This window comes from Actinomadura sp. NBRC 104412, from assembly GCF_030269515.1.
Classification (GTDB): Bacteria; Actinomycetota; Actinomycetes; order Streptosporangiales; family Streptosporangiaceae; genus Spirillospora.
The window spans coordinates 14,862-36,225 of sequence record NZ_BSTM01000029.1; the positions used below are offsets into that span (position 1 = coordinate 14,862).

Genomic DNA, 21,364 nt, shown 5'->3' on the forward strand with positions numbered 1-21,364 from the left:
GAGGGCTCATGCGAATCGTCAGATACTCCTCGGACGGCGCCGCGCGATGGGGCGTGCTCGGCGACGACGACAAGGTCCACGCCGCCGAGGGACGGCCGTGGCACGACCTGCGTGCCGGCGAGGTCGTGGGCGACCTCGCCGACGTGCGCCTGCTCGCCCCGGCCACCCCGAGCAAGATCATTTGTGTGGGCCGCAACTACGCCGACCACGCCGCCGAGTTCGGCAACCCGGTGCCCGAGGAGCCGCTGATCTTCCTCAAGCCGCCGTCCTCGATCGTCGGGCCGGGCGACGACGTGGTCCACCCGTCCCTCTCCCGGCGGCTGGACCCCGAGGCCGAGCTGGTCGTCGTGATCGGGCGCGCGGGACGGCGCGTGCCCAGGTCCGCGGCGATGTCCCTGGTCGGCGGCTACACCATCGGCAACGACGTCACCGCGCGCGACCTGCAGAAAAGCGACCCGCAGTGGACGCGCGGCAAGGGGTACGACACCTTCTGCCCCCTCGGCCCCTGGATCGACACCGGCTTCGATCCCACCGACGTCCGCGTCACCTGCACGGTCGGCGGCGAGATCCGCCAGGACGGCCGCACCGGCGACTTCCTCTTCGACATCCCCACGCTGATCGAGTACGTCTCGGAGTTCACCCGTCTCGAACCCGGCGACCTCCTCATGACCGGCACCCCGCCGGGCGTCCGCCCGGTCCAGGTCGGCGACACCATCACCGTCGCCGTCGAGGGCCTGGGCGAGCTCACCAACACGGTGGTGGCCGACACCCCCTAACCGGAGAGGACGAACCCGTACAGCTCCCCCCGGCGGGTGATCCTGCCGCCCCCGGGGGCGTTGAAATGGGCCGGGAACACGCGCACGTCGGTGCCGGCGAAGCGTTCCAGGAAGGCGGTCCTGGTGGCCAGCGCCTCCGCCGGGTCGTGCTCGGAGACGATCCGCCAATGCGGGCGCGGGAACTGGTAGGCGGTGTGGAACAGGTCGCCGCTGAACACCGCCTCCTGCCCGCCCGAGGTGACGTGGAGTCCGCAGTGGCCGGGGGTGTGGCCGGTCAGCGGGACGATCCGCACGGTGCCGTCGATGGCGAAGCCCGGGTCGACGAAACGGTGTCGTCCGGCCTTCACCACCGGCATGACGCTGTCGGCGAACGAGTCGTGCCCGTACTGCCCTGACGGCACCGTCGTCCAGTGCTCGTACTCGGACCGGACGAACAGGTACGTGGCGTTGGGGAAGGTCGGTTCCCACGCGTCGCCCGTCCACCGCGTGTTCCAGCCGACGTGGTCCTGGTGCAGGTGGGTGTTGAAGACGTAGTCCACGTCGGCCGGGTCGACGCCCGCCCCGGCGAGCGCGGTGAGGTAGCCGGTGTCGAGCATGTGCGCGTACGGGTCCAGCCGGCGTTCCTTGCCGTTCCCCCAGCAGGTGTCGACGACGATGAGGCTGTGCGGGGTGCGCAGGACATGGCTGCGGAAGACCATCAGCGGCGTCCCCTGCTCGTCGAACAGGGACGGCGGCAGGTCCTCGCGCAGGGTGCCGAGCGCGTCCTCCTCCCCGTCCAGGCCGACGAACGCCTGGGTCATCGGGAAGGTCATCGTGGTCTCCACGATGCCGATCACCGTCACGTCTCCGATGGCGCTCCGCTCGGCCGGTCCTTCGCCGCGGTCGGTCATGGTGCCTCCTCAGGCGCGGGGGAGTCCGATCTCCTTGGCGATGACGTTCCGCATGACCTCGGACGAGCCGGCGCCGATGGTGCCCAGCCGGGCGTTGCGGAAGTGCAGTTGCATGTCGCTGTCCATGGTGTAGCCGGTGCCTCCCATCACCTGCATGCCGGTGTAGGCGGCGCGGTTGAACATCTCGGTGCAGAACAGCTTGGCGACCGACGCCTCGAACACGCACCGTTCCCCCCGCGCGATCCTGTGCGCGACGTCGTGGGTGAGCAGCCGCCCGATGTAGAGGTCGGCGGCCACGTCGGCGAGCTGGTGCGCGAGCGCCTGGAAGGCGCCGATCGGCCTGCCGAACTGCTCGCGCGTCCGCGCGTGCTCCAGGGCCTGCTCCAGGACGGCGGCGCCGGCCCCGACGCTGATCGGCGCGCTGCTCAGCCGCTCGCGCTCCAGGTTGACCATCAGCAGCCGCCAGCCCTCGCCCTCCTCCCCCAGCAGGTTGGACGCGGGCACCCGCACGTCGTCGTAGAACACCATGTTGGTGCCGTTGGCGCGGTCGCCCAGCGTCGGGATCGGGTCGATCGTGATCCCCGGGCTCTTCAGATCGACGACGAACAGGCTGATGCCCTCGTGCCTGCGCGCCCCGTCGGACGTGCGGGTGGCCAGGATCACGTAGTCGCTGTAGTGGGCGCCGGTCGAGAACTGCTTCTGGCCGTTGATGACGTAGGAGTCGCCGTCCCGTTCGGCGCGCAGCCTGATCGCGGCGGCGTCCGATCCGGCCTGCGGCTCCGACAGGCTGAAGCAGAACAGCAGCCGGCCGGACGCGATCCCCGGCAGATAGCGCTTGCGCTGCTCCTCGGTCCCGTAGGTGAGCAGGCCCTGCCCGGCGTGGATGGGGCTGCGGTACACGAGGCTGGCGAAGGACTGCATGGCCCTCGCCAGTTCCTCCAGGACGATGGTGATCTCGACGATGTCGCCGCCCGCGCCGCCGTACTCCTCCGGGATCCCGATGCCGAGGAACCCGGCGTCGGCGAAGCGCCGGTAGACGTCGAGGGGCGGCCGCCCGCGCTCGTCGCATTCCCGCGCGAAGCCCGGCGGCAGTTCCCTCCGGGCGAAGTCGCGGACCGCGGCGCGCAGCGCCTCCTGCTCCTCGGTGTACTGCACTCTCATCTCCCCTTGGTGGCCAGGACGTCGACGGCGATGGCGCCGCGGCCGCCGACGATCAGCGGGTTGAGCTCCAGGGACGCCCGCGCGCCGGTCATCGCGGCGCCGAGCCCGGCGAGGGACACCAGCACGTCGGCGACCGCGCCCACGTCGGCCTTCCCGGTGTTGCGCACGCCGTTCAGCAGGGCGGCCCCGCGCATCCGGCCGATCGCCTCCAGGGCGTGGTCGCGGTCGAACGGCGGGGCGATCAGGACGGTGTCCCGGAGCACCTCGGTGTAGATGCCGCCCGTCCCGACCAGCACGTACGGTCCGGATTCGGGTTCGTGGCGCACGGCCGCGATCAGCTCGTGTCCGGCGGCGGTCATCTTCTGCACCACGACGGTCCCGGCGGGCGCCAGCTCGTCATGCGCGCGCTCCACGGCCTCCGGGCCGTCGAGTCCCAGGCGGACCAGGCCCTCGTCCGTGCGGTGCGCGACCTCGCCGGCCTTGAGGGCGACCGGATATCCGAGCCTGCCGGCGACCTCGCGGGCGTGTGCCGCATCGGTGACGGGATGCTCGCGCGCCGCCGGTATCCCGTACAGCTCCAGCAGCCGCCACGCCGCGTCCCCCGGCATCCGGCCGCCGGGCGGCACGGCGGACCAGAGCGCGCGGGCCTCCTCGGCGGCGGCCGGGTCATGAGGCACCGGCCGCGCCGGACGGGGCTCCGGGGCGGTCACCTTGGCCAGGGCCGAGAACAGCGCCGGGGCGTTGTCGATGACCGGGATCCCGGCGCCCGCCAAGATGGGCTCCCGGTCGGCGGTCGTGCCGGTCGCCGTGTACGCGATGACGTCGGCGCCGGACGCGGCCACGGCCTCCAGGTCCCGCTTCATCCGGTCCTGGATCGCCTGCGGGCCGTGCAGGACGCCGAACACCAGATGGTCCACGCCGGGGTCGTCCGCGACGGCCGCCAGCACCCGCCTGGTGAGCTCCACGTCCCCGACGACCTGGTCGGTCAGGTCGAGCGGGTTGCGCGGGGTGCTGCGCGCGAGCAGGCCCGACAGCCGGCCGGCGGTCGCCCCCGCGAGCGGCGGCACCTCGACACCGGCCCGTCTCGCCTCGTCCGCCAGGATCACCCCGACGCCGCCCGACCCGGACACGATCCCGACCCGTCCGCCGCCGCGGCGCGACCGTTGCCGCAGCAGCGCGGCGAGCGCCGCGATCTCCTCCACCGAGTCGGCGAGGACGATGCCGTGGCGCTCGCACACCGCGGCGAAGGCGTCGTAGGGCCCGGCGAGCACCCCGGTGTGCCCGGCCGCCGCGGCGCCGCCCTCCGCCGAACGCCCGGCCTTGAACACGATCACCGGCTTTCCGGCGGCGATCGCGGCGTCCGCCCCGGCGAGGAACCCGGCCCGGTCGGCGACGCCCTCGGCATAGACGACGATCACCTTGGTGCGCTCGTCGGCCGCGAGCAGCCGCAGGTAGTCGCCGACGCCGAGGACGACGGCGTTACCGACCGCGATCGAGCAGGTCAGCCCGAGTCCCGCCGCGGTCAGCCGCAGCACCAGCGAGCTGATCAGCGCGCCGCTCTGCGAGACCAGGGCGATGTCGCCGGCCGGGAGGCGGTCGCCGAGCTGAGCGTACGGGGCGAGGCCGCAGACGATCCCGTCGGTGACGTTGACGATCCCGTTGGTGTTGGGCCCACAGACCGCCATGGACGAGCGCGCGGCGAACGCGCGGACCCGGTCGTCCAGCGTCGGCGGCGGCTCCCCCGCGGGTCCCGCCCCGTACACGACCGCCGCCGGGACGCCGCGTTCCTCCGCCGCCTCCAGGACGTCCATCACCGCCCCGGCCGGGACGACGACCAGCGCGAGATCGGGCGTCACGGGGAGCTCGCGCAGCGAGGGGTAGGCCCGCAGCCCGTCGATCTCCTCGTACCGCGGGTTCACGGGGTAGATGTCGACCGGCGACCGGTGCCGCAGCAGCCCGCGCAGCGGCCAGGAGCTGAGCTTGCCGGACGCGACGGGCGAGCAGCCCACGATCGCGACCGACGAAGGCCGGAGCAGGAGACGCATGTTGGCGTCGCGTCCGGTCACGGCGTCACCGTCCCGTCCATCGCGGCGGACGCCCTTCGGCGAACGCGCGCGGTCCCTCCCGTGCGTCCTCGCTGGCGAAGACGGGCGCGAACACCTCCTCGGCGACGGCCCGCAGCTCCTTGGCCGGGCCGTTGACGGCCGCCGCGACCATGGCCTTGGCCGCGCGGACGCTCAGCGGCGCGTTGCCCGCGATCACCCGCGCCATCGCGAGCGCGCCCTCCCGCAGTCCCTCGGCCGGGAAGACCCGGTTGACCAGGCCGATCTGGTGTGCCCGCGCCGCGTCGATGGGCTCGGCGGTGAGGAACAGCTCCATCGCGACGCGTGGCGGGATCATCGGCAGCAGCGGGGCGTTGCCGACCATCGTGCGTCCCCAGCGGGCCTCGGCGACGGCGAAGCGGGCGCGGTCGGCGGCCACGCACAGGTCGCACATCTGCGCCAGGACGAAGCCGCCCCCGTAGGCGACGCCGTTGACCGCGGCGATGACCGGCTTGGCGACGTGGACGTTGGTCCCGAGCACGGGGTAGTCGGGCATCTCCTCCCGGCCGCCGAGCGTGCGCAGCTCCCGCAGGTCGGCGCCGGCGCAGAAGGCGTCGCCCGCGCCGGTGAGGACCATGACCTGCGCGTCGTCGTCCGCGTCGAACCTGTGCAGCGCCTCCCACAACCCGTCCAGAACGGCCCGGTTGAGGGCGTTGCGCGCGTGCGGGCGGTTGAGCGTGACGACGGCGACGCCGTCCTCGCGGGCGTAGGTGACGGCCAAGGACACTGGTGATCTCCCAACATCGCTTCAGTCGCTGCGAGGGCTCGAGTTTCGCGGCGTACAACGCGTTGACCAGGACGGTAGGACGGTCGCGCAGAAAAAACAAGCTCTTGCTCGGTCGAGCAGGCTGGGGTACGGTCCTGGGAAATCAACCAATGGCCATGGTAAAGATCCGGCTAGCCGTTGGACATCGGCCAGCGGCCCGCCGCGAACGCATCGGAGAACAGGCTCACCAGGTAGTCGAACGTCCCCTCGGCGCTCGGCGGAGCCGTGAAGGCGTGGTCCGCGGCCTGGATGAACCCGATCAGCGCGGAGGTGTACGCGCGGGCGGCGTGCCGCAGCGCGATCCCCTCAAGACCGAAGGAGGAGATGACGGCGTGAATGGCCCGCAGCCCTCCGTCCGCGGCGTCCTGGACCTCCTCCCAGCCGCACCACAGGTGCCAGCTCGTGGCGGCGCGGAACCGCTCCGGGCGCTCGGCGGCGTAGGCGCGGTAGGCGTCGGCGATCGCCCGCATCCCCGCGGCGCCGCCGCGTCCCAGCACCGCGTCCCGCAGCCGCTCGCTGAGCTCGGCCAGCGCGGCGATCGTGACGCTCTTGCGCAGCCCCTCCAGGCCGTCCACGTGGTTGTAGAGGGACGAGGAGTGCAGGCCGAGCTCGGCCGCCACCGACGCCAGGGTGAGCCCGTCCATCCCGTCGCGGTCGGTGACGCGGCAGGCGGCCTCCAGCACCGCCGCGCGATCGGCTCGTGGCTTTCCCGTCCCGGCCATGGAACTCCTCGACACTCGCTCCGACTAGGCGTGGCCAACATACCAATGGCATTGGTGAAGCACCGTGCCCCCACCCACCCCGTGCTGCGAACAACGGAGACCCCATCATGAAGAGAGCGGCCGTCCTCGCCACCTGCCTGACGCTGCCCCTGGCAAGCCTCACGGCTTGCAGTGACGCGGGCAACCGCGCGTCCACGGGCCCGTCGGCCAAGCTGGACTGCGACCCCTCGCGCAACAGCGAGGGCGCGCGGGGCGTCACCAAGACCAGCGTGAAGGTCCGCGGTCTGCTCCTGAAGACCAGCCCCGCCGGGGTCAGCTTCGCCGGCAACGACATCGGCGCCAAGGCCCGGTTCGACCGCGCCAACCGCGAGGGCGGCGTGCACTGCCGGCTGATCGACTACGGCGGCGCCGAGGACGACGGCAACGACCCGGGACGCAACCTGGCGGGCGCCCGCAAGCTGACCACCCAGGACAGGGTGTTCGCCATCGTGCCGGCCTACTCCACGACCTTCAGCGGCGCCGCGTACCTCGTGCAGAACAAGGTCCCGTTCATCGGGCACGCGGTGAGCCCGCCGTTCTGCGGCAACGCCTGGGGCATGGGCATGGGCGGCTGCTACACCGCGCCGCCCAACGGCATGACCCAGACCGCCTGGGAGCGGATGATCGCCAAGGTCATCGGCGGCGCGGAGGGGAAGACGGCCGCGGTGATCGCGCACGACAGCGTCGGCGGCAAGGCGGGCGTCGCCCCGATCCGGCAGGCGGCGACCGCCGCCGGGTTCCGCGTCGTGTACGCCGAGGCGCCGCTTCCGGCCACGTCCGTCCCGTCGGACTGGACGCCCTGGGTGCGGCGGCTGATGACCGCGAACGGCGGCAAGCCCGTCGACGTGGTGTTCTCCGCCACGCAGACCCCGAACAACGCGGGCCTGTACGGCGCGCTGAAGGCCGCCGGATTCACGGGCGCCTTCACCAACGCCACCGACTACCAGGCCAAGCTGCTCAAGAACCCCGAGCTGGTGCGCGCCCTGGACGGCGTCTACGTCAACGTGCCGTTCGTCCCGTTCGAGTCGGACTCCGCGGCGGCCAGACAGCTCAGGGACGACGTGGCCAAGTCCTCGCCGGGCGCCGAACTCGACACCTCCGTGGGGCAGGGCTACTGGTCCGCCGACCTCTTCCTGCGCATCCTGCGGCAGACCGGGCCCGAGCTCACCCCCGAGACGTTCTCGGCCGCCGCCGACCGGCTCACCGGCAGCAGTCCCGGCGTCGGCGCGCTGAACGGCAGGGCGATGCGCCTGGCCCCGACCGGATGCAGCGCGCTCGTCCAGATCAAGGACGGCGCGTACCGCGTCGCCAGCGAGCTGACCTGCCACCCGAACGTCCCGGTGACCCCGGCGGGGAACTGACCCGATGCCCGAGCTGATCGGCTACATCCTCAGCGGGCTGGTGTCCGGCGCCCTGTACGCGCTGCTCGCGTCGGGGCTGGTGCTGGCCTACTCCGCCTCAGGGGTCTTCAACTTCGGCCACGGCGCGGTCGCGTTCCTCGGCGCCTTCGTCCTGTTCCAGCTCGTGGCCAGCCTGCACTGGCCGGTGTGGCTGTCGGCGGTGACCGTGGTCGCCGTGGTCGGCGTCCTGCTGGGCTGGGCGCTGGCCCGGCTGATGTTCCACCGTCTGGCCGAGGCCGACGAGACCGGGCGGGTCGTGGGCACCATCAGCCTGCTGATCGCCCTGCCCGCGCTGGGCCTGTGGGGCGTCGAACGGCTGGTGGTCGACCTGGGGCTCGACCTGGAGTCCGGGCACGACGTGGCCCGCGCGCCCGGGCTCGGCCCGTCCCCCACCCGGCACTGGACGCCGATGGAGGGCGTCGTCATCGACTCCAACCAGGTCGTGATCCTGGCCCTGGCCGCGGTGACCGCGATGGCGCTGTGGCTCGTCCTGCACGGCACCAGGCTGGGCCTGTCGATGCGCGCCACCGTGGACCGCCGCGAGCTGGCGTCCCTGCGCGGCGTCGACACCGACCGGACCACCACCACCGCCTGGATGCTGAGCGGCACCATCGCGGCGGTCGCGGGCATGGCGGCGGCGCCGGTCCTCGGGCTCAGCGCCCGCGACTTCATCATGATCACGATGGTGTCGGCGACCGCGGCGATCCTGGGCGGGCTGCGCTCGATCCCGCTGGCGTTCGGCTGCGGGCTCGCCCTCGGCGTCGTGCAGAACCTCGTCGCCGGGTACGCGACCTTCGCCCGGGACGTGCTGGGGTTCCGCACGGCCGTCCCGTTCTTCCTGCTGTTCGCGCTGCTGTTCGTCATCAAGCCGGCGGGACGGGTCGCGGGGACCCGTGCCGAGGACGCGCCGCCGCCCGACCCGCTGGCGCACCTGGCGGGCCGGCGCCGCGCCCTGCCGTGGGGCGTGGCCGCCGCCCTGCTGGCCGCCTACATCACCCTCGCCGCCGGCGACTACGCCGCCGGCCTGATCGTCCAGGGCCTGGCCATGGCGATCGTCTTCATGTCGTTCACGATCGTCACCGGCATCGGCGGCATGGCCAACCTGGCGACGGCGGCGTTCGTGTCGGTGGCCGGCTGCACGGCGGGCCTTCTCCTGCACCACGGCTGGCCCCTGGCGCTCGCGCTGCTCGCCGCGGTCGTGGTGGCCACGGCGACGGGACTGCTGGTCGCGCTGCCCGCGCTGCGGCTCGGCGGGCTGATCCTCGCGCTGGCGACGCTGGCGCTCGCGCTGATCGGGGACTACCTGATCTTCCAGATCGAGGCGGTCGGCAATCTGCCCGCGGGCTGGACGATCCCGCGTCCCGCGCTCGGCCCGGTCGACCTGGCCGACGACCGTGTCTTCGCGCTGTGCCTGCTCGCCCTGGTCTGCGCGCTGGTGTGGATGGTCCGCAACCTGCCGCGGTCGCGGACCGGGCGCGCCGCGCTGGCGGTCAGGTCGGCCCCGGCCGCCGCCGTGATGACCGGTGTCTCGCTCGTCCGTGTCAAGCTGTCGCTGTTCGCCCTGGGCGCCGCCGTCGCCGGGCTGGGCGGCGTGCTGCTGGCGATGTACAACCAGCAGGTCATCGCCACCGACTTCACCGCCGTCGCCGGGTTCACCTGGTTCGCGATCGTCGTGGTCATGGGCGTGCGCAGCCCGGGGGCCGCGGTCCTGGCGGGCCTGTTCTTCGCCGTCTTCCCCGCCGTGCTCGGCGAGTACGTGAGCGAGTCGCCGCACCTGGCCGCCCTGCTCTTCGGCCTCGGCGGCATCGGCCTGGCCCGCAATCCGGACGGGGCGATGCACATGATGGCCGGCCTGCGGTCACGGCTGCGGCGTGGGCCACGGCGCGGGCCACGGTCTCCCGTTCGGGCCGCGGACCCTCCCGCAACGCCCTCCCCTGACGGCCTCGCCCTGCTGGACGTGCGGGGCCTGGTGGCCGGATACGGCTCAGGCCAGGTCCTGCACGGCATCGACCTGCGCGTGGAGGAGGGCCGCTGCATCACCCTGCTGGGACCCAACGGAGCCGGCAAGTCCACACTCTGCCGCTGCCTGGCCGGCACGCTGCCGTCCTCCGGCGGGCGCACGTACCTGGACGGCCGGGACGTCACCGGCTGGAGCGTCCCCCGCCGCACCCGCGCGGGCCTGCTGCTCGTACCCGAGGGCCGTGGCGTGTTCCCGGGGCTGACCACCGACGAGAACCTGCGGGTCCGGCTGCCGGACGCGGCCGACCGCGACCGCGTCTACGACCGCTTCGCCCGGCTGGCGCAGCGCCGCGCCCAGCCCGCCGGGGTGCTGTCGGGCGGCGAGCAGCAGATCCTCGCGCTCGCGCCGCTGCTCGTCCGCCCGCCCCGGGTCCTGGTCGCCGACGAGCCGTCGCTCGGGCTGGCCCCGCTGATCGTGGAGGAGATCCTGGAGTTGTTCCGCGAGCTCAAGAAGCGGGGGACGGCCATCCTGCTCACCGCCGAGAAGCCCGGGGAGGCGCTGCGGGTCGCCGACACCGTCGCCGTCCTGCGCGGCGGGACGATCATCTGGTCGGGCCCGTCCGCCGAGGCCGACCCCGGCCGTCTCGCGGACGCCTATCTCGGCCTGGCCGGGGCGAAGGAGGCCGGGCGATGACCCCTGCCCTCACCGTGGAGGACGTCCATGTGCGGTTCGGCGGCGTGCACGCGCTGCGCGGAGTCTCCCTCCAGGTCGCGGAGGGGGAGGTCCACGGGCTGATCGGGCCCAACGGGGCGGGCAAGAGCGTCCTGTTCGACGTGGTCTGCGGGCTGCGCCGTCCCGCCTCCGGACGGGTGCTGATCGGCGGCACGGACGTGACCGGCGAGGCCGCCCTGCGGCGCGCCCGCAGAGGGCTGCGGCGCACGTTCCAGGTCCCGCAGGTCTTCGCGCCGCTCACCGTGATGGAGAACCTGCTCGTCCCGCAGGAATGCCGGGACACCGGCCTGGCCGCCGACCTGCTGGCCCTTCCCCGCTCGCGGCGCAGGGAGAGGGAACGCCGGGAACGCGCCGAAGAGGTGCTGCGCCGGTGCGGTCTGGAGGACGTCCGGGACCGGTACGCGGGCTCGCTGCCGATCGGCCCCGCGCGGTCCCTGGAGATCGCCCGCGCGCTGACCGTCGAGTCCCGCCTGCTCCTGCTGGACGAGCCGTGCTCGGGCATGGACCAGGCGAGCACCGACGTCGTGGTCCGCACGATCGAGGGGCTGGCGGGCTCGGCCACGAGCGTGCTGCTCGTCGAGCACGACGTCTCGTTCGTGATGCGCCTGTGCGACCGCGTCACCGTCCTCGACATGGGCAGGACCCTGGCCGCCGGCACCCCCGCGGAGATCGCCGCGGATCAACGGGTCCGCGCCGCCTATCTGGGACGGCCCGCGGCGCAGGGTCCTCCCGTGCCCGGATGATCGACGCGCCCGCTTCTCGGGGGTCGTGTGGCGCAGTACGGTCGCTGGCATGGCCGCCTCCCCCGAACCCCCGGGCATCGACACCGAACGCGTCGGACGCTGGCTGGCGTCCCATGTGGACGGGCTCACCGGGCCGGTCTCCTTCGCGCTGGTCTCCGGTGGCCGGTCCAACCTGACCTATCGCGTCACCGACGCGGCGGGCGCGGAGTACGCGCTGCGCCGGCCCCCGCTGGGCGGGGTGCTGGAGACCGCGCACGACATGGGCCGCGAGTGGCGGTTCGTCTCGGCGCTCGCCGGGACGGGCGTTCCGGTGGCGCCCCCGCTGGCGTACTGCGAGGACACCTCGGTCACGGGCGCCCCGTTCTACGTGACGGGCTTCGTGGACGGGCTCGTCCTCGCCGACCCCGCGTCCGCGCTGCGGCTGGAGCCCCCGGCGCGCGGGCGGGCCGCGAGGAACCTCGTCGAGGTGCTGGTCGCGCTGCACGACGTCGACCCGTACAAGGCCGGGCTCGGCGATCTGGTGCGCCGCACCGGGTACGCCGAACGGCAACTGCGGCGCTGGCGGCACCAGGCACGGCAGTCGGGCGCCGCCGAGCTGCCGTTGCTGGACGAGGTGCACGACCTGCTGGCGGCCCGCGTCCCCGCGCAGGCCGGCGGCATCGTGCACGGCGACTACCGGCCCGGGAACCTGGCGTTCGGCCCGGACGGCACGGTACGCGCGGTGTTCGACTGGGAACTGGCGACCTCGGGCGATCCGCTGGCCGACCTCGGCTACCTGGTGGCGTCCTGGCAGGAGCCGGACGATGGCGACGACCCGTCCCCGCCGGGTCCCACCACCGTGCCCGGGTTCGGGACGCGTGAGCAGGTCGTCGCCCGCTACGCGCGGCTGTCCGGACGTGACGTGTCGGACGTCCCGTACTGGGTGGCGTTCGCGCGGTGGCGGTTGGCGTGCATCAGCGCCGGTGTCCGCGCCCGCTATCTGGCCGGTCACATGGCCGACGACGGTTACCGCGAGGAGGCCGAGGCCCGTGCCGCAGTGGGCGTCCGCCTGGCCGAGGCGGCACGGGACGCGCTGGGCGGCGTCATTTCAGATGGTTGAAATCTCGATGTCTTTCTCGGGGACCGAACGCGGTTCATGATGGCGGCATGGCCGATGTGCCCTCAGATGTGCCGCTGTGGGCGGCGAACGCCCTTGGTGACGTCTATGACCCATGCTGCCGTGAAAAAGGGATTTCCGTCCTGGACATGGGGCTGGTGCGCTCCGCCCGCCTCGACGGGGGACGGGCCCGGATCGAGCTGCTGCTCACCACCGGGTGGTGCCCGTTCGCGAGCGCGCTGCTGACCGAGATACGTGACCGGGTGGCGGCACAGCCGGGCGTGACCGACGCCGAGGTCGAGGTGGTCTGGGACGAGGCGTGGACCACCGACCGCCTCTCGCCCAAGGCCGCGTCCGCCCTGCGCTTCCTCCCGGCCCCCGCCGAGATCGGCGACCGGGACGCCTACCTCGACGCGCACCGGCCCCGCACCGTCCAGGCCCGGAAGGAGCCCCCGCCATGATCGACGACGCGTTCGTGTTCGACGGTGTCGCCCACGTGTTCAACTTCGAGAAGAAGAACGCGTTCGGCACGCCCGGGGAGATGTTCTCCAACCACCTCTACGCCTTCCACAACGCGCTCACCCCCGACGACAAGCCCAAGCTGCCGCCGGAGGAGTTCCTGCGCGAGTGGACGGTGCCCGACATCCACCAGATGGTCTACGAGGAGTCCGACACGGACATGCTCGTGGCCATGCCGCTGCCGCTCACCGACCTCTACCACGACGGGCTGTCCCCCTGGGAGCGGTGCGCGGACCTCGCCGCCCGCGACCCGGACCGCACCATCTTCTGGGGCTCGGTCAACCCGCTCGAAGGCCGCCGCGCGCTCGACCTCATGGAACGGCAGGTCGGCGAGTTCGGCGCGCGCGCGTTCAAGTTCTACAACGTCCGCTACGACTACGGGTCGCCCTACCCGTGGCGGATGGACGACCCGCAGGTGGCGTTCCCGATCTTCGAGAAGGCCCAGCAACTCGGCGTGAACCTCATCGGCGTCCACAAGGGCGTGCCGCTCGGCCCGCAGCCCATCGAGCACACCCAGACCTGGGACATGGACGGGGCCGCGGCCAACTTCCCCGACCTGAACTTCGTCATCTTCCATGTCGGCCTGCCGTTCCTCGACGAGACCTGCTGGCAGCTCATCCGCTACCCGAACCTGTACGCCTCGCTCGCCGCGACCATCAACTTCGTGGTGCGCGCCCCGCGGATGTTCGCCGAGATCCTGGGCAAGCTGCTGTTCTGGTGCGGCGAGGACAAGATCGTGTACGGCTCGGAGGCGCCGATCTTCCACCCGCAGTGGGCGCTGAGGGCGTTCATGGACTTCCAGATCCCGCAGGACCTGTGCGACGGCTACGGCTACCCGCAGCTGACCGACCAGGCCAAGCGGAAGATCCTCGGCGAGAACCTGCTGCGCCTGCACGGCATGGACGTGGAGGAGACCAAGGCCCGCCTGGGCCGCCGCCGCTAACCCTTCGTGGCGCCGAGGCGGCGGAACGGCGGGGCGGGCGCGGGCAGCCGTCCGTCCACGGCCGAGCACTGGCGGGCGACGCGGCCGGCCGCGTCCGGGAGGAAGGGCTCCAGCAGCCCGCCGACCGCCCGGCACGCCCCGATGAGCGCGACCAGCACGGCGTCCAGGTGGTCCCGCGGCCCCGTCTTGGCAATCTCCCAGGGGCGGACGCTTTCGATGAAGCGGTTGGCCTCGTCGACCACGTCCCGCACCGCGCCGGTCGCCCGCCGGAAGTCCACGTCCTCCACCGCATCGGCGACCAGGCCGGGCGCCCGCCGGATCGCCTCGTCCAGCCCTTCCGCGGTCGCCGCCTCGGCCTCGGGCACCACGCCGTCGCGGTAACGGTGGATCAGCGTGACGACGCGATGGACGAGGTTCCCGACGCCGTTGGCCAGCTCGTCGTCGGCACGGTCGACGAGTCGTTCCGGCGTGAAGTCGGCGTCCCCCACCCGGGGCACCTCACGCAGCAGCCACCAGCGGACCGCGTCCGTGCCGTACCGCTCGACGAGCCCGGCCGGGTCGAGCGTCACGCCACCGGACTTGCTCAGCTTCCGGCCTCCCACCGTGAGGTAGTCGTGCACCAGGAGGTCGGTCGGCAGCGGCTCACCGGCCGACAGCAGCATCGCCGGCCAGTAGACGGCGTGGAACCGGAGAACCCCCTTGCCGAGCAGGTGGACGCGCCGGTCGGCGCCCGTCCACCAGCGCTCGTAATCGTCGCCGCCGGTGCCGTATCCGAGGGCGTTCACGTAGTTGGTCAGCGCCTCCCACCACACATAGATGACCTGGGTGGGGTCGCCGGGAACGGGAAGGCCCCAGCCGCGCGCCCGTTCGGACGAGCGGGACACCGAGAAGTCCTCCAGCCCGCCCGCGATGAAGGACAGCACCTCGTTGCGCCGGCCCGCGGGTTCGATGCGCAACGCTTCCGACTCCACGAGCTCGTACAGCCGGTCGGTATAACGCGACAGGCGGAAGAACCAGTTCTCCTCCGAGATCCGCTGCGGCACGGTGTCATGCTCGGGACAGCGGCCGCCGGCGAGCTCGGCATCCGCATAGAACTGCTCGCATTGGACGCAATACAGCCCCTCGTACTGCTTGCGGTACAGATCTCCCGCGTCGGCGCAGGCCCGCCAGAACCGCTCGGCCCCGGCCCGGTGGCGCGGGTCGCGGCTGGTACGGATGACGTCGTCCACCGACAGCGACAGCGGCCCCGCCAGGCCGAGGAACGCGGCGGCGTTGGTGTCCACGAATTCCTGGACGCCGACGCCCGCGGCCTCCGCCGCCAGCACGTTCTTCAGCGCGTTCTCATCGGTGCCGGTCTGGAACCTGACGCGGTCGCCGATCCGCCGATGGTGCCGGGCGAGCACGTCCGCCTGCACGAGCTCCAGCGCGAACCCCAGATGGGGACGCGCGTTCACATAAGGGATCGTGGTGGTGATGTAGATGTGCGGCGCGGTCATGGAAACCTCCAGTACGCCCCTGGGGCCTTCGACCGCGGAAATGAATCGAGGCCCCGGTGCAGGGCCTCGGATCGGAAACGTCCGTGCAGCGTCAGCGGCCCCGCGAAGGGGCCATCATCGTGCACGCGAACGAGTTCATGCCCCCCATGCTAACCGCCGCTCGGCTCTGCCACATCTCAATTGGACGGGCAGGCCGGACGCGCGCCGGCGACCACCGCGTGATGATCGCCGGCGCGCGTCCTCCAGACTGGTGCCATGCCCAAACGCTCGTCCCGGCCGTGCCCGTGCGGCCTTCCCGCCACCTACCAGGACTGCTGCGGACGCCTGCACCGCGGCGAGTCCCGCGCCAAGACCGCCGAAGTGCTGATGCGCTCCCGCTACAGCGCCTTCGCCGTCCGGGACGCCGCGTACCTGCTGGCCACCTGGCACCCCGCCACCCGCCCGTCCCGCATCACTTTCGAACCGGGCCTGAGCTGGCAGCGACTGGACATCGTCCACACCAAGGAAGGCAGCCCCTTCCACACCCGGGGAACGGTCGAGTTCCGCGCCCATTACCTCCAGCGCGGCCGTCGATCGGAACTCCACGAGACCAGCCGCTTCATCAGGCACAACGGCGCCTGGGTGTACCTCAGGGGCTCATCCGCCGTCCCGTCACCGGAGGAGCCGACCTGATGTTCATCGAATCGGGCCTGGAGGGACCGCTCCCGCATGACCTCGACCGCGACGAGGCCCTCCACCGCATCGCCGGAACCCTGTGCCGCCTCGGCGTGGCCCACCTCGCCACCCTTTCCCTGGAAACCGGCGAACGCATCAACGCGACCACCCTCACCCCCAGATGAACTGTTATCCGAAATTGATTTTCATCTGATATGCTGGCTGTAAAGCCTGTCATTTCATGGCTAACATCGCCGTTCCCGGCATTCAACGAAGGGAACCGGCGATGCAAACAGGACAGCCCAGCCAGACGGCCCTGTCCGCCGCGGCCGCCCGCGCCGCCCACCTCGTGGTGGACCACGAACCCCACCTTTTCCGCGACACCCTCGCCGCGAAACTCCTCGGCGACCTCGCCGCCGAGACGATCGCCTACCACCGCACCCACGGCGACCACGTCATCCTCTCCGGAACCCGGGCCCTGACCACGACCCGCAGCCACTACACCGAGAGCCACCTCCCCAGGAACCGCCCGTCCCGCTACATCATCCTCGGCGCCGGCCTCGACACGTTCGCCTACCGCACCGCCCCGGACCGCGATATCCAGGTCATCGAGATAGACCACCCCGCCACCCAGGAATGGAAACGCACCCTCCTGGCCTCCGCCGACATCCCCATCCCCGATCACCTCACCTTCCTCCCCACCGACTTCGAATCAGAACCCCTTCCCGAAATCCCCACCACCCCCCTCCCCACGCTGGTCAGCTGGCTGGGCGTCAGCATGTACCTCACACTCGAGGCCATAGAATCCACCATCGCCGCCATATCCCGCCTGGGCCCCGGCACCGAATTCATCATGGAATACGCCCTCCCACCCGACCTCCGCGACACCATCGGCAAGACCTACGCCGACTTCGCCACCCAGGTCGTCTCCGACAGACACGAGCCGTACCTCACCTTCCTCCACCCAGATGAGGTATCAACCCTCCTCGAAACCCACGGCTTCGTAGTCACAGAACACGTTCCCATGCAAGCCACCGTCCCACCCCACCTATGGACCCGCTCCGACGCCCTCCGCCCCTTCAACTTCTTCCACCTGACAAAAGCGAAAATCAAGCCCCGAACCTGAACCAATTCCAATCACCCCAACCAGCCCGAGATTGCTTTAACGACCAGTAGTCAACTCACGCTCAGCAGTGCCCGGACGGGTGACCGGCCTTCGCTGAGGGCGCGGACACCCGCGAGGCCGGCCTTGGTGAGCGGCCCGCCCCGTTCGGCTTTGCCCGCCAATGACCGCAGCGCGTGTTCGAGTTTCGCCTCGTAGTGATCGACGAGCCTGCGGACCTGATTCAGCCGCCGCAGCGCCGCGCGCGCAGCGACCGTCCGGCCAGGTAGGCGGTGGCGCCGAGAGCCGGTTCCGTCCGGAAGGTCTTCCGTTCTTCACCTCGCCGTCCGCTGGGGTCCTGCGCGGATTACCCCTACAAACGCGGACAGAACAAGATGCGAGTCTGGTCGCGGCATGCACGTTCGCCGTTACACGGACTGTCAGCGGATGGGTTCCAGTTCGGACGGCTGCTGGTCGAACTGCGTGCGGTACAGCTCGGTGTAGCGGCCACCGGCCGTGAGGAGGGCGTCGTGGGTGCCGCGTTCGACGATGCGGCCGTCCTCCACGACCAGAATGTGGTCGGCGGCGCGGATGGTGGAGAGCCGGTGGGCGATCACCACGGCGGTGCGGCCGTCCAGCGCCTCGGTCAGCGCCTCCTGCACGGCGGCCTCGGACGTGGAGTCGAGGTGCGCGGTCGCCTCGTCCAGGATCACCACGCGGGGGCGCGCCAGGAGCAGCCGGGCGATGGTGAGGCGCTGGCGCTCGCCGCCGGACAGGCGGTAGCCGCGCTCGCCGACGACGGTGTCGAGGCCGTCGGGGAGCGCCTCGATGAGGTCCTTGAGGCGGGCGCGCCGCAGAACGTCCCACAGCTCGTCGTCGGTGGCCTCGGGGCGGGCCAGCAGCAGGTTGTCGCGGATCGACTCGTGGAACAGGTGGCCGTCCTGGGTGACCATGCCCAGGGTCGCGCGGATCGAGGCGAAGCTCAGGTCGCGGACGTCGACGCCCGCCAGGCGCACCGTTCCCGAGTCGGCGTCGTAGAGGCGGGGCAGTAGTTGCGCGATGGTGGACTTGCCCGCGCCGGACGAGCCGACCAGCGCGACCATCTCGCCGGGCTCGGCACGGAACGAGATGTCGTGCAGGACCTCGACGCCGCCCCGCGTGTCGAGGGTGGCGACCTCTTCGAGCGAGGCCAGCGACACCTTGTCGGCGGACGGGTAGGAGAACCGGACCCTGTCGAACTCCACCGACACCGGCCCGTCGGGGATCGGGACGGGCTTGGCGGGCTCGGCCACCAGGGGCTTGAGGTCGAGCACCTCGAACACCCGCTCGAAGCTGACCAGCGCGCTCATCACCTCGACGCGGGCGCTGGCCAGCGCGGTCAACGGCGCGTACAGCCGGGTCAGGAGGAGGGCGAGCGCGACCACGGCGCCGGCGTCGAGCTGGCCGCGCAGCGAGAAGAAGCCGCCCAGGCCGTAGACCAACGCCAGGGCCAGCGCGGACACCATGGTCAGCGCGGTGATGAAGACATGCTGCACCATCGCGGTGCGCACGCCGATGTCGCGGACGCGGCGGGCCCGCGCGGCGAACTCGGCGGACTCCCGGTCGGGACGGCCGAACAGCTTGATCAGCGTCGCGCCCGGCGCGGAGAACCGCTCGGTCATCTGGGTGCTCATCGCGGCGTCGTGGCGGGCGGCCTCACGTTCCAGCCGGGCCAGGCGCGAGCCCATACGGCGGGCCGGCAGCACGAAGACGGGCAGCAGGACCAGCGCCAGCAGGGTGATCTGCCAGGAGATCCGCACCATGACGGCGAACGTGAGCAGCACCGTCACAAGGTTGCTGACCACCCCGGACAGGGTGTCGCTGAACGCGCGCTGCGCCCCGATCACGTCGTTGTTGAGCCTGCTGACCAGCGCGCCGGTGCGGGTGCGGGTGAAGAAGGCGACCGGCATCCGCTGGACATGGTCGAACACGGCGGTGCGCAGGTCGAGGATCAGCCCCTCGCCGATGCCGGCCGACAGCCACCGGTTGACCAGCCCCAGCCCTCCCTCGGCCAGCGCCAGCCCGGCGATGAGCACGGCCAGCCACACCACCGTGCCGGTGTCGGACCCGTCGACGATGGCGCTCACCACGCGCCCCGCCAGGACGGGCGTCGCCACCGCGAGCACCGCCAGCACCACACTCGACACCAGGAAGAGGGCCAGCAGGCGGGCGTGCGGGCGCGCGAACCGCGCGATGCGCTTCAGCGTGGCCTTGGAGAAGGGCCTGCGGTCGTCCTTGGCGTTCATGGCGTGGTGCAGCGACATCCACGCCGTGACCTCCATGTCCATGCTGCTCGGACCGCCTTCCGGGATCGTGGGCGCCGCCGCCCGGCACGGCGGCCGCTCACCAGGAGCATGCGACCTCAAGTTTGGTCGAGGTCAACCTCTCCACGGTCCCGGCTAGAGTCCCATCCGGGTACGACAGACAACCCGGCGCCCGGCGGGAGGAGCGGACGTGGACATCGGCAGGCTGCGCGCGGAGACACCCGGCTGCGCACAGGTCGTCCACCTCAACAACGCGGGGGCGGCGCTTCCGCCGAGGCAGGTCATCGACGCGGTCGCCGAGCATCTGGACCTGGAGGCGACGATCGGCGGGTACGAGGCGTCCGACCAGGCCGAACCCGCGCGGGAACGCTTCTACGACGCCGTGGCCGGCCTGATCGGCGCGGACCGGGACGAGATCGCCTACGTGGAGAACGCCACCCGCGCCTGGGACATGGCCTTCTACTCGATCCCGTTCGCACCCGGAGACCGCATCCTCACCACCACCAGCGAGTACCCCAGCAACGCGATCCCGTACATGCAGATGGCGCGGCGGCGCGGGGTCAAGGTCGATGTCGTTCCCGACGACGAGCACGGGCAGATCTCCTTGGACGCGCTCCAGGCCGAGCTGGACAAGGGCGGTGTCCGGCTGGTCTCCCTCAACCACGTGCCGACGCACAACGGCCTGGTCAACCCGGCGGAGGAGGTCGGGCGGCTGTGCCGGGACGCGAACGTCCTGTACCTCCTGGACGCCTGCCAGTCGATCGGCCAGATCCAGGTGGAGGTCGGCGAGATCGGCTGCGACATGCTGTCCGCGACCGGCCGCAAGTTCCTGCGCGGCCCGCGCGGAACGGGATTCCTGTATGTCCGGCGGTCCATCCTGCGCACTCTGGAACCGCCGTTCCTCGACCTGCATTCGGCGTCCTGGACCGCGCCGGACACGTACGAGATACGGGACGACGCGCGCCGCTTCGAGAACTGGGAACGCTACGTCGCCGGGCAGATCGGTCTGGGTGTGGCCGCCGAGATCGCGGCCGAGCTGGGCCTGCCCGCGATCGAGGAGCGGGTGACCGGCCTGGCCACCCGGCTACGGGACGCCCTCGCGGAACGTCCGGGCGTCACCGTCCTGGACAGAGGTGAACGGCGGTCGGGCATCGTGACGTTCACCGTGGAAGGGCACGACGCGCGGGACCTGAAGCTGTCCTGGCGCGAGCAGGGCATCAACGTCAGCGTCACCGATGGCGCCACCCAGCACTACGACTCCAAGGCCGCGCCCGCCGCCATCCGGGCGTCGGCCCACTACTACAACACCGAGGAGGAGATCGACCGCCTGGTGGCGGCCGTCCCCGTCCCTTGATCCGGCCCCTGATCCGGCCCCTGGTCCGGCCCCCGATCCGGCCCCTGATCCGGCCCCTGGTCCGACCCTGGCCGGACAGTGTCTCAGGTGTTGGGCCTGGCGGCGCTGATCTGGGCCAGCGCGGAATCGGCGTCCCGCTCCATGGCGAGGTCGCCCAGGGAGATGATCCCCACGGCCTGCCCGTCGTCCACGACCGGCAGCCGCCGCACCGCACGCTCCCGCATGCGCTTCACGGCGGTGTCGAGCGAGTCGTCCGGGCGGACCGTCTCCGGCGCGTCGCTGACCATGGAGGAGACCTTGATCTGGGTGGGGTCGCCGCCCGCCGCGAGCCCGCGCACCACCAGGTCGCGGTCCGTCACCAGCCCGTGGAGCCGCTCGGAGTCGGCCACCAGCACGGCACCGATGTCCTCGTCGCGCATCGCCCGCGCGACGGTGACGATGTCGAGGTCAGGGGACACCGCGGTCGGCGACCCGGTCATGATGTCACGCACCTTCGTGGCCATCGGCCTCTTCTCCTTCCGGGTCGAGTTCACGTCAGCCCCAGGGACACCCACGCCCTACCCGGCAGATCCAGGCTCACTCATGGAAGAAGGGCGGTGTGGTGGG

General features: G+C 71.8%; 19 protein-coding genes. 11 read left to right on the forward strand and 8 right to left on the reverse strand.

The window, feature by feature from the left end; all coding sequences use genetic code 11:
- The first annotated feature begins 8 nt into the window (after window positions 1-8).
- On the forward strand, window positions 9-776 hold the full coding sequence (locus QSK21_RS28535) for a fumarylacetoacetate hydrolase family protein (RefSeq protein ID WP_285700408.1): 768 nt from the start codon (window positions 9-11) through the stop codon (window positions 774-776).
- On the opposite strand, the gene QSK21_RS28540 is transcribed toward QSK21_RS28535, so the two are convergent.
- The 5 genes from QSK21_RS28540 to QSK21_RS28560 all read right to left on the reverse strand — a co-directional run bounded on the left by QSK21_RS28540 (window position 773) and on the right by QSK21_RS28560 (window position 6,417).
- Window positions 773-1,666, reverse strand: coding sequence for an MBL fold metallo-hydrolase (locus QSK21_RS28540; protein WP_285700409.1), 894 nt, complete (start codon window positions 1,664-1,666; stop codon window positions 773-775). The genes QSK21_RS28535 and QSK21_RS28540 overlap by 4 nt on opposite strands.
- Before the next feature lie 9 nt (window positions 1,667-1,675).
- The gene (locus QSK21_RS28545) at window positions 1,676-2,827 is read right to left on the reverse strand and encodes an acyl-CoA dehydrogenase family protein (protein WP_285700410.1); all 1,152 of its coding nucleotides are present in this window, start codon (window positions 2,825-2,827) and stop codon (window positions 1,676-1,678) included.
- Window positions 2,824-4,893 (reverse strand): acetate--CoA ligase family protein, encoded by a 2,070-nt coding sequence (locus QSK21_RS28550; RefSeq protein WP_285700411.1) that lies wholly within the window; start codon window positions 4,891-4,893, stop codon window positions 2,824-2,826. The genes QSK21_RS28545 and QSK21_RS28550 overlap by 4 nt, the downstream gene beginning before the upstream one ends.
- Before the next feature lie 4 nt (window positions 4,894-4,897).
- Window positions 4,898-5,656 carry an enoyl-CoA hydratase/isomerase family protein gene (locus QSK21_RS28555; RefSeq protein ID WP_285700413.1) on the reverse strand — a complete coding sequence of 253 codons (759 nt, stop codon included), beginning with the start codon at window positions 5,654-5,656 and terminating at the stop codon, window positions 4,898-4,900.
- A 170-nt stretch (window positions 5,657-5,826) separates the two neighbouring features.
- Window positions 5,827-6,417 (reverse strand): TetR/AcrR family transcriptional regulator, encoded by a 591-nt coding sequence (locus tag QSK21_RS28560; RefSeq protein ID WP_285700415.1) that lies wholly within the window; start codon window positions 6,415-6,417, stop codon window positions 5,827-5,829.
- A gap of 107 nt (window positions 6,418-6,524) precedes the next feature.
- On the opposite strand from QSK21_RS28560, the gene QSK21_RS28565 reads away from it, so the two are divergent.
- The 6 genes from QSK21_RS28565 to QSK21_RS28590 are packed head-to-tail and all read left to right on the forward strand — an operon-like array spanning window position 6,525 to window position 13,849.
- Window positions 6,525-7,817, forward strand: coding sequence for an ABC transporter substrate-binding protein (locus QSK21_RS28565; RefSeq protein ID WP_285700416.1), 1,293 nt, complete (start codon window positions 6,525-6,527; stop codon window positions 7,815-7,817).
- 4 nt (window positions 7,818-7,821) lie between these two features.
- Window positions 7,822-10,509, forward strand: a complete 2,688-nt coding sequence (locus tag QSK21_RS28570) for an ABC transporter permease subunit (RefSeq protein ID WP_285700418.1) — start codon at window positions 7,822-7,824, stop codon at window positions 10,507-10,509.
- Entirely contained in the window at window positions 10,506-11,291 is a 786-nt protein-coding gene (locus tag QSK21_RS28575) for an ABC transporter ATP-binding protein (RefSeq protein WP_285700419.1), read from the forward strand. Before QSK21_RS28570 ends, QSK21_RS28575 begins: the two co-directional genes overlap by 4 nt.
- A 49-nt stretch (window positions 11,292-11,340) precedes the next feature.
- Window positions 11,341-12,390, forward strand: coding sequence for a phosphotransferase family protein (locus QSK21_RS28580; RefSeq protein ID WP_285700421.1), 1,050 nt, complete (start codon window positions 11,341-11,343; stop codon window positions 12,388-12,390).
- Between the two features lie 47 nt (window positions 12,391-12,437).
- Window positions 12,438-12,848, forward strand: a complete 411-nt coding sequence (locus QSK21_RS28585) for a metal-sulfur cluster assembly factor (RefSeq protein ID WP_285700422.1) — start codon at window positions 12,438-12,440, stop codon at window positions 12,846-12,848.
- On the forward strand, window positions 12,845-13,849 hold the full coding sequence (locus QSK21_RS28590) for an amidohydrolase family protein (RefSeq protein ID WP_285700423.1): 1,005 nt from the start codon (window positions 12,845-12,847) through the stop codon (window positions 13,847-13,849). The genes QSK21_RS28585 and QSK21_RS28590 overlap by 4 nt, the downstream gene beginning before the upstream one ends.
- Here the strand turns inward: QSK21_RS28590 and metG are convergent.
- Window positions 13,846-15,345 (reverse strand): methionine--tRNA ligase, encoded by a 1,500-nt coding sequence (gene metG / locus QSK21_RS28595; RefSeq protein WP_285700424.1) that lies wholly within the window; start codon window positions 15,343-15,345, stop codon window positions 13,846-13,848. The genes QSK21_RS28590 and metG overlap by 4 nt on opposite strands.
- 255 nt (window positions 15,346-15,600) lie before the next feature.
- On the opposite strand from metG, the gene QSK21_RS28600 reads away from it, so the two are divergent.
- From QSK21_RS28600 to QSK21_RS28610, 3 genes are all read left to right on the forward strand, one after another.
- Complete coding sequence (locus QSK21_RS28600; protein WP_285700425.1) at window positions 15,601-16,017, forward strand: YchJ family protein; 417 nt, start codon at window positions 15,601-15,603, stop codon at window positions 16,015-16,017.
- Entirely contained in the window at window positions 16,017-16,184 is a 168-nt protein-coding gene (locus QSK21_RS28605; protein WP_285700426.1) for a hypothetical protein, read from the forward strand. Before QSK21_RS28600 ends, QSK21_RS28605 begins: the two co-directional genes overlap by 1 nt.
- A gap of 101 nt (window positions 16,185-16,285) precedes the next feature.
- Window positions 16,286-17,125 (forward strand): class I SAM-dependent methyltransferase, encoded by an 840-nt coding sequence (locus QSK21_RS28610; protein WP_285700428.1) that lies wholly within the window; start codon window positions 16,286-16,288, stop codon window positions 17,123-17,125.
- Window positions 17,126-17,541: 416 nt separating this feature from the next.
- On the opposite strand, the gene QSK21_RS28615 is transcribed toward QSK21_RS28610, so the two are convergent.
- Window positions 17,542-19,428 (reverse strand): ABC transporter ATP-binding protein, encoded by a 1,887-nt coding sequence (locus QSK21_RS28615; RefSeq protein ID WP_285700429.1) that lies wholly within the window; start codon window positions 19,426-19,428, stop codon window positions 17,542-17,544.
- 166 nt (window positions 19,429-19,594) lie between these two features.
- Here QSK21_RS28615 and QSK21_RS28620 point away from each other — a divergent pair, with 166 nt between their 5' ends.
- Window positions 19,595-20,758 (forward strand): aminotransferase class V-fold PLP-dependent enzyme, encoded by a 1,164-nt coding sequence (locus QSK21_RS28620; RefSeq protein ID WP_285700431.1) that lies wholly within the window; start codon window positions 19,595-19,597, stop codon window positions 20,756-20,758.
- 83 nt (window positions 20,759-20,841) lie between these two features.
- Here QSK21_RS28620 and QSK21_RS28625 read toward each other — a convergent pair whose 3' ends face one another.
- Window positions 20,842-21,261 carry a CBS domain-containing protein gene (locus tag QSK21_RS28625; protein WP_285700434.1) on the reverse strand — a complete coding sequence of 140 codons (420 nt, stop codon included), beginning with the start codon at window positions 21,259-21,261 and terminating at the stop codon, window positions 20,842-20,844.
- Window positions 21,262-21,364: the final 103 nt, after the last annotated feature.